An 8,752-nucleotide genomic window follows, 5' to 3' on the forward strand; every position below is an offset into this window, starting at 1 on the left:
AAGCGGTAAGTGTAGAGGGTTGAACCTTCCGACATCTACCGCTTTTAACTATATATTTTTATTTATTCCTAGCTTCGTGAACCTTTAATGCCTTGCCTTTAACTGTTGTCGATTTCATTGCGTTCAGTACAATAGGGCCTTTTCCATTTAGGATTTCTACAAAGGTTGACGTATCTAAAATTGTAATAATGCCAATATCCTCTGAGGTAATACCAGGAATTTTGGCAATGGTGCCAACAAAATCAACTGCGCGAAGCTTTTTCTTTTTGCCACCATTAAAATACAGCTTCATAATCCCTTCATTAACCCGTTCACTTTTTGCCATTTTCTTTTTCGGTCTTTGATCCATCTTTTGCTCGAAATGTATTTCCTTTCGAACGACCTCTTCGCCTGCTGGCTTCTCTCTCTTTGGAATTAAAAACCCTACATATTCTTCAATATTCGCAAGGAAGTCATGTTCATTCTGTGTTACAAATGTAATAGCGGTACCCTTCATACCAGCACGACCTGTTCGCCCTGTTCGGTGTACATACGCCTCCTTCTCTAGTGGCAAATCGAAATTAATAACATGAGTAATATTATCAATATCAATTCCGCGCGCGGCTACATCCGTTGCCACTAAATAACGAAACTCCCCACGTTTAAAATCATCCATTACGAGCAGACGAGTCGATTGTTCCATACCACCATGAAGCTTATCCACGCTATAATCAAGATCATATAGCTCATCATGTACCTCATCCACACGGTCCTTCGTGCGACAGAAAATAATACAGCTATCCGGATTCTCTACGATAGTCACATCCTGTAACAGTTGCAGCTTCTCTTCCTCGTTCACCTCGATGACAGCATGATGGATAAGATTCGTTGTCATGTCGGTCCCTACTTCGATATAGGTCGGTTCATTCGTATGTGATGTTGCTAGCTCCTTGATCGCATCGGGTAAAGTTGCGGAGAATAGCATCGTTACTCGCTCAGAAGGAAGATGCGCTAGAATGGCCTCCACCTGCTCAATAAAGCCCATATTTAGCATTTCATCTGCTTCATCAATGACGACATAACGAACCTTTTCTAAATGCAGTGTCCCTTTTTCAATATGATCTAGCACGCGCCCCGGTGTTCCAACGGCAATATGTGTTTTTTGCTGAAGCTCTGTTTTTTGATAATGAAACGGCTGCTTCCCGATTAGCGAAACGGCTTTTATTCGTTTAAAACGACCTATTGTTGTGAAGTCCTCCTTCACCTGCACAGCTAACTCACGAGTCGGCGTTAAAATAAGTGCTTGAGGTTTATTTTCTATCCATTCTACCTTTTCACAAATTGGAATAGCGTAGGATGCAGTTTTTCCACTCCCCGTCTGTGATTTGACAACGATATCTCGATCATTTAGAGCTACTGGAAGCACTCTTTTTTGTACTTCGGTTGGCTCAACGAACTGTAGGGAATCTAGTGCTCTTATTAGGTCATTGCTTATTTGATATTGTTGGAATTCGTTCATTTTGTCCCTCTTTTATTATAGTATTCTGCTCATTATACACGAAATTATGAACGTAAACGGTTACATTGTGACAGTTTGCGCAAATGACTAAACTTTCAGATATTTTCCTGATATAGTACATATTATAAGAAAAGATAGGAGGGGTTTGATGGAACATAAGTTAGCAAAGGTAAATAGTATGAAAAAAGTCATTCCACAAATTTTACAAATTGTGTTGAATGTCGGCTTAACGATTTTAGCTATTGTACTATCAGCATTGCTCATTATTGAAATTGTTGAGTTTATTAAAATTTTGTTTTCCTCAGGCAAGAAAGATTATAAGCTGATCCTAGCAAACATCCTCATCTTCTTTATTTATTTTGAGTTTATTACGATGATTGTTAAATACTTCAAGGAAGATTACCACTTTCCACTTCGTTATTTTATGTATATCGGTATTACGGCGATGATTCGACTCATTATTGTTGAGCATGATCATCCAATGGATACCCTCATCTTTTCCCTTGTTATTTTAGTGCTTATTATTGGCTATTACATTATTAATATTACACCGCGCGAAAGACCAACTGTGAAAAAGGTGATGTCGAATACAGACTAGACAGATTTCTTCGTCTGGATGGATATTGATAATAAGTCGTTGATTTCCGTCTGGCGGACGTGCATCCAGCTGTTATCAATATAACAAAAATGTTGATGCTCCATAAGTCGGGGTTGCTATACGCACCGCACACTGCACTCCGAGCGGACGCTTTCCGCGGGCATGGCTTCAGTCTCCTCGTCGTTCGTGCCTCAGTGCGGCTGTCGCTTCGCTTTCGTCGCAAATAAATTTCCTGCGGGGCCTTCAGCTCATGTGACTGTCGCTGCGCTTTCGTCACAGGAAAAACATTGCTTATCCCGCTGGAGTCGCCGCTCTACGTTACGTGTGCTAAAATTTGCAAAAATAATTTTGAATAACCTACCTACAATTATTGACCCTTATGGAAAATTGCTCCTGGGTGGTCGCATCATCATTCACCATCCTCATTGCAAAGTGAACGTTTCAAAAGGTCTTTCTAGACGGTCCATTTGTTGATTGGAGTGGAGCCAGCGTGAGTGCATCTGTCGGCTACGCCTTTCGATGCAGAAATAATCGGTTCCGTTCACTGGGGAACAGATTATTTTCCTTGGGGATCAGCGTCACAGATCAGACCCCTCGGGCGTAGTGAGGAGGCTCATCGGACGCCCCCAGGAAAGCACGCTGGCGCAACGGAAATCAACAACAAGTTATGGTTAATATCCAAAAATACAACATCTTTGATTAATCGATTTTATTTCATTGGGCGTACCTTTTTCTCCTTTACCTTAATAAACTTTCAATTGTTTCATATACTTCTATAATTGCTACTTTTCTTTTAAGGGAGGCACGTCATGGAAGTATATGTTCGGCGGGGCGACACATTTTGGTATTATAGCCAATTATTTGGCATACCTCTTCAATTATTAATTGACTCTAACCGTCAAATAAATCCGAATGCCCTTTCTATTGGGGCTGAGATTCAAATTCCTGGATTCCTTGTTCAAAACTATCAAATTAAGCCAGGTGATACTTTATGGACGATTGCAACAAACCGAAATCTTGCTTGGGATGCCTTGTTACTCGTAAACCCTGAACTTAATCCGAACTTTCTAAAAATCGGACAGACGATTAAGGTGCCGATTCGCGTGACATGGCGACTCGTAAACGGAAAGCAAAATTATGACTATGCTACGATGATGAATGATATTAGGCAGCTACAGACTGTTTACCCATTCCTACAAACCCCATCCATTGGCAATTCTGTTCTAGGCAAAGAAATTCCACAAGTACTGATTGGAAATGGGACTAAACGGGTGCATTATAATGGCTCCTTTCATGGAAATGAATGGATTACTACCCCCATCATTATGACGTTTTTGAATGATTATGCCCTATCCTTAACAAATCAGCAGCCGATTCGTGGACTGTACACGTACCCACTTTATTCGCAATCAAACTTATCAATCGTGCCAATGGTCAATCCTGACGGGGTAGATTTAGTGCTCCATGGACCACCAGAACAGGAGCCTTGGCGAAGCAAGGTCGTCGAATGGAATAATGGGAGCACGAATTTTTCTGGCTGGAAGGCTAATATTCGAGGTGTCGATTTAAACGATCAATTCCCAGCACTATGGGAGTTAGAAAGAGAAAATGGTCCTAAAACTCCCGGACCAAGAGATTATGGTGGCGAAAAACCTTTATCAGAGCCAGAATCCATAGCGATGGCGGATTTAACAAAGAGCCGTGATTTTGCCAGAGTCCTTGCTTTCCATACACAGGGAGAAGTTATTTATTGGGGCTTCCAAAACTTAGAGCCGCCAGAATCCGAAGTGCTTGTAAAAGAATTTAGTAGAGTGAGTGGCTACGAGCCTATTCGGAGCATCTATAGCTATGCTGGCTATAAGGATTGGTTTATTCAGGATTGGCGAAGACCTGGCTTTACCGTCGAGCTTGGCCTTGGAAAGAATCCTCTTCCCCTTTCGCAATTTGACGAAATATACGAGGAAGCGTTAGGTATTTTTTTAGCCGCTTTATATATGTGACGTTGTTAGTATGGCTTAATGACCTACAAAACATAGCATCGAAAAAACATTTTTTCGTGCTATGTTTTTTTGTGATAAAAAATTTGTCTAATGCCATATTAAGAAAGACAAAAGAGAAAGGAGGTATTTGTTATGGGAAGAGACAATAAACAAGGCAAAAGTCAAAACAAGGGTTCTTTACCCCAAACACCGAAAAACCAAAAAATAGCACCAAATAAAGCGAAGGAAGAGTTCTCTGAAGAATTTGCTTCACTTATTAAATCGGTTACGAATGGAGAAAAGAAAAAATAGGAGGTCTTCATTTGGAATATCAACGTGCACAAGAAATTGTTGCCTCACCTTCTGAGTATGAGGTGAGCTATAATGGCGTGTCGATTTGGATAGACAAGCTACACGATGATGAAAAAACGGCAACCGTTCACTTAAGGCGCTCGCTTGAAGAACGATCCGAAGTGGCGATTTCTGAATTAAAAGAAGAATATTTAGTTCATTAACCTCTTGCTGGCAGTCCTAGGAGAAATTCTCTTAAGGCTGCTGGCTTTTCTTGTTATATACCCTCGAATAATTTTCTATAACCTTGTATATATTGTCTATTATATATGTATTTTTTGTAAAGGAAGGTAATATGAAAAATAGAAGATTCATACTGCTCTTGAGCTTGTTTATAGCTATACTAAATTTATTTGATGGAATTGCAACTCACTTTGGTTTAATCCACAATATTATTGAAGAAGCTAACCCAATTATGAAAACTATCGCCACCTTTAGTCCTGCACTCTTTCTATTGATTAAAACTTTACTTTCTATTTTGATTGTTGCCGTTTCTTATTGGATTTATAAGTATAGCCTCGCAGCATTTCAACGGTTTTACTTTCTCTCATTAGTAGGTGTTCTTACGCTATATATAGGGATATTTAGTATGCATATTTTTTGGCTAGTGCTGCTATAAAATGAAAAAATGCCCTATGCCTTGATATAGACGTAGAGCATTCCTCATATTATTTTACTAGTGCAGAGATTGCCTTAAACGTATCTCCCTTTGCAATTTCTTGCATTTCAAATAGTGCCATTTCAACACTTGTTATTTTAGCACCGAGTCCGATCATTTTCTGAATTCCTACTTCTCGATTGCCAATTGTTCGAGATGACACACAGTCTACAAGAACTTCCACCTCATAGCCATTTTCTAATAGCTGTGCTGCCGTTTGATACACACAAATATGTGTCTCAATTCCAGCTAACAGTACCTTTTTTCGTCGGGTCTCTTCTAGCTTTTCTACAAATTCTTTCGTGTTATATGCACTAAATGTAATTTTTTCTATTGGCTCGCCGTTAATTTCGTTCGCAATCGCCTCTACAGTCCGACCAAGTCCTTTTGGGTATTGCTCCAGCCATAGGATTGGTAGCTCTAAAAGATTTGCTCCCTGGACTACCTTTACAATATTGTCTATAACAGTTTCACTTTCATCCACAATCCCGGCTAGCTTTCCTTGAATATCAATTAACACTAGCACCGTTTCATCCTTTGTTAACATAGTGCATCCCCCTTTATTGTTATCACTCTTATTATAAATGAAGGAGAATAAAATTTTCATCCCAAATATAGCTTTAACTTTATTTCGTGCTTTTAATATAGTTTCTTTCTGTAGGAATTCTGATAAAAATAGTTAAATGTCGTCCATAAACGCGATAGAATAATGGCAAAAAAGGCATTTTTTCTGCTATTTCCTTTGTTATCTAATACTATAAGCTACCGATCAACCAGTATAAAAGACATATATTTTTTTATCGCTACTAGAGCTAATACTGACTTAGTAAAGGCGATTTCCAAGCAAAAATTGATACAGAATCGAAAAGGCTGTTTACGTTGCCTATCGATTATTTGCTTGCCAGTCATTTTTTCAGCTCATTTTCCGCCTCTACAAATGAAAAAAGCCTATTTATTTTTTCTTGGCGAAATTTCTAACTCGATTTATTTAAAATAGTCGATTTTGACATACAACATATTTCTAAATAAGTGCCATATGATATTTTTCTGCTATTTGACACATATTTATAAATAAGTAGTATATCAATTCCGCCAAATCGATCAACTAACGATTAAAAACTATCACCATAAAATACAACCTCCATTATTTTTTTCTTACTAGCATCCTAATCGATTAACTTTTATACTAGAAGATAATTATTTTTTATACAGCATAGATTAGGAGGTAGAATTAATGCTACGACTGAGCTGGATGATTAGTTTAGGAATTGCACTTCTAGGAGTAATGGTGATCCAACACTTTTTCTCATTAAGTGCAGAGGAAAGGGCTGGCGGTGGAAATTTAGGAGCTGTAGGTATTACGTTAGTGCTACCTTTTATATTATTAAGCCTCTTTACAACATTTCGATATTTTGTAGATAAGGCTAGAAAGGCACAGGATAAAATACTGCGTGCTCTTTTCCTCATAGGTGGGATAGCACTTATTGGGGCACTTATTTATTTCTCACTCAATTACAAGGATGGCGTGTACATAGAGCTTGGTGGAACTACGAAGGACGAAGAGTCAAAAATTTACGGGTTCCCAGTACTTAATGAATATACAAACCATGTTTTTATAAACTTCTACACATTTGCGCTTATTCAAACGATTAGTGCTGTCTTTGGTGGAATTATTGGTACCTTGAAGCAGATAAAAACAGACGAAGCCTTTCAAGAGTAAATAAAAGTCTACTGCAAGTATTTTTGCAGTAGACTCTTCAACCCATCATCTAGTTTTTTCTTGCCCCGTTATATTGACCTCTTCCTTGTTTAATTTCATCGAATTTACTGTAGTGAAGAAAACACCGCTCGCTAAAACAAGCAGCAGAATGCCAGTAAATAGGAAGCTGCCACCAATCGATAAAGGAAGCATCCCTAAACCTGAGGAACCGACGACTACACCTAAAGAGAAGAATGCATAAAAATAACCATATGCCTTTCCTCGAATAGAGGCTGTCGTTGAACGAACAAGCAATGTATTGATCGCCGGGAATAAAAAGGCAAACCCTACTCCATATAAGGCAAGTGCCCCGTAGAGAGATGAAGATGTTGTCATTTGACCAATGAATATTTGACTACATCCAATAATGCTAAGACCGAATATTAAGCTATACGCAGGATGCAATTTATCAAACAAACGATTTGTCGGTAGGATAAAAATAAGAACTGCTACAATTCCGAACATACTCATTAGCGTTCCACTTAAACGTGAGCTATAGCCTAAGCTTTCGACATGTAGAGGCAGCAAATAGGCAAGTGCCCCCTGTGAAAACATGAGGAAAAACGCTCCGCTATAGGATTGAATGATTCCCTTATTAAACTGGAACGGTGTACGAATTTTTTGTTCTTTTACGGTTTTTGTAGCTGTTGCCTTCAAGAATAATAGGGTTAAAATCGCAAGCGCTACACCAACTACCGCTACAGATGTAAAAACAAACGGTACAGATAAACGATTCGCCATAATGCCACTATAGGCAGGACCAACAATCGCAGCAATCCCGACAAAAGACCCTGTAATGGCACTTTGACTACCCTGTTTATCCTTCTTTGTTGTATTCGCCAAAAGCGTAAATGCTGCTGGAACAATTAAGCCTCCGAGGAATCCATGAATAAAACGAACTGCTACTAGAATCTGCACATTATCCGCAAAATTATAAAGCATTAACGAGCCACTTGTTGCAAAAAGTCCTATGACAAGCACAATAAATGCCCCGTAGCGATCCGTTAACACGCCTGATAAAATATTCCCAAACGTATTTGTTAAAGAATAGATCCCCACGATAAAGCCTGCCACCATTGCCGTTGCCCCTACCGAAGTAGCAAACGTACTTATGACAGGCAGCTGAGTAAATAAATCAATAAAGGTGAAAAAGATAATCATATAAACGATCCATGATTTTTGAAACGGCTTTACATGGTAGCGCTTTTGATGCTTTTTCAAATATAGGTCAAAAATAAAATTACCGAATGGAATAAACGCCACGAAGAAAGCAAGGAAGGATAGTCCTACATGCCACTGCACTCTTAGCTGTGTAAAAAGTATAGATAGTGCGTAGGCGACAAAAATCCCGCCATGCAAAGCCCCTACGACCGTTACCGCCATCGGTAGATCTCCATAATATTTCAATGGCATCGCAATAAAGAGTAGAGCAATTAAAGAAATGCCATCAACAATTCCTGCAACACGCAAAATGTTAATTGGATGAAGCGACACCATGTATGCCTCCTTTTAAAATAGCAACTAAAAAAGTATATAGTTTCCCAACTCTCATTGTACACAGTTCCAAGCAATCTTTAAACAGTTGAGAGCAATTGATGAAAAACGTTCACGAGTTGAACCAATTTCAGAGGATTTCATTGGAAAGCATAGATAATAAGTGTAGAGTTCGGACGATATGAGTAGATAAAGAGGCGAAATAATGGAGACCATTGATTATAATAACTGTTTATTTTATGATTCCCACCTTTAATTCTTGCGCAAAAACGGAGACTTCCGGAGAAAAATTTTTCACTATACATAAAAAAAGAGCAAGCTTTGAGGAAGCCGCTCTATATTAGTATATTTAAATGGTCTCACTAGCGTCGCATTAAAATAATTCAACTCCGCCGTTAAATCTGAATTTTCTGAA

Annotated in this window: 9 protein-coding genes; 6 read left to right on the plus strand and 3 right to left on the minus strand. The window is 38.7% G+C overall.

Annotated features, from left to right (window positions below):
* Window positions 1–58: 58 nt before the first annotated feature.
* The gene (locus V4T18_RS12395) at window positions 59–1,498 is read right to left on the minus strand and encodes a DEAD/DEAH box helicase (RefSeq protein WP_332649810.1); all 1,440 of its coding nucleotides are present in this window, start codon (window positions 1,496–1,498) and stop codon (window positions 59–61) included.
* A gap of 148 nt (window positions 1,499–1,646) precedes the next feature.
* Between V4T18_RS12395 and psiE the strand changes: the two genes are divergently transcribed.
* The 5 genes from psiE (at window position 1,647) to V4T18_RS12420 (ending at window position 5,045) form a co-directional block, all read left to right on the plus strand.
* A complete protein-coding gene (gene psiE, locus V4T18_RS12400) occupies window positions 1,647–2,096 on the plus strand; it encodes a phosphate-starvation-inducible protein PsiE (protein ID WP_332649812.1) in 450 nt (149 codons plus the stop codon).
* An 809-nt stretch (window positions 2,097–2,905) separates the two neighbouring features.
* Window positions 2,906–4,096, plus strand: a complete 1,191-nt coding sequence (locus V4T18_RS12405) for a M14 family metallopeptidase (RefSeq protein WP_332649814.1) — start codon at window positions 2,906–2,908, stop codon at window positions 4,094–4,096.
* A 132-nt stretch (window positions 4,097–4,228) separates the two neighbouring features.
* Window positions 4,229–4,387 (plus strand): YfhD family protein, encoded by a 159-nt coding sequence (locus V4T18_RS12410; protein WP_332649815.1) that lies wholly within the window; start codon window positions 4,229–4,231, stop codon window positions 4,385–4,387.
* 11 nt (window positions 4,388–4,398) lie between these two features.
* Entirely contained in the window at window positions 4,399–4,590 is a 192-nt protein-coding gene (locus tag V4T18_RS12415; protein WP_332649816.1) for an H-type small acid-soluble spore protein, read from the plus strand.
* A gap of 131 nt (window positions 4,591–4,721) precedes the next feature.
* Window positions 4,722–5,045: a DUF5658 family protein gene (locus tag V4T18_RS12420; RefSeq protein WP_332649817.1), complete on the plus strand. Its 324-nt coding sequence runs from the start codon at window positions 4,722–4,724 to the stop codon at window positions 5,043–5,045.
* 49 nt (window positions 5,046–5,094) lie between these two features.
* Here the strand turns inward: V4T18_RS12420 and V4T18_RS12425 are convergent, their stop codons facing one another.
* Entirely contained in the window at window positions 5,095–5,631 is a 537-nt protein-coding gene (locus V4T18_RS12425) for a hydrolase (protein ID WP_332649818.1), read from the minus strand.
* Between the two features lie 687 nt (window positions 5,632–6,318).
* Here V4T18_RS12425 and V4T18_RS12430 point away from each other — a divergent pair.
* Complete coding sequence (locus V4T18_RS12430) at window positions 6,319–6,804, plus strand: nucleoside-diphosphate sugar epimerase (RefSeq protein ID WP_332649819.1); 486 nt, start codon at window positions 6,319–6,321, stop codon at window positions 6,802–6,804.
* A gap of 45 nt (window positions 6,805–6,849) precedes the next feature.
* Here V4T18_RS12430 and V4T18_RS12435 read toward each other — a convergent pair whose 3' ends face one another.
* On the minus strand, window positions 6,850–8,340 hold the full coding sequence (locus tag V4T18_RS12435) for an MFS transporter (RefSeq protein WP_442916939.1): 1,491 nt from the start codon (window positions 8,338–8,340) through the stop codon (window positions 6,850–6,852).
* Between the last annotated feature and the right edge of the window lie 412 nt (window positions 8,341–8,752).

Origin of the sequence: Lysinibacillus sp. 54212 (genome assembly GCF_036662795.1) — a bacterium.
Lineage (GTDB): Bacteria > Bacillota > Bacilli > Bacillales_A > Planococcaceae > Lysinibacillus_B.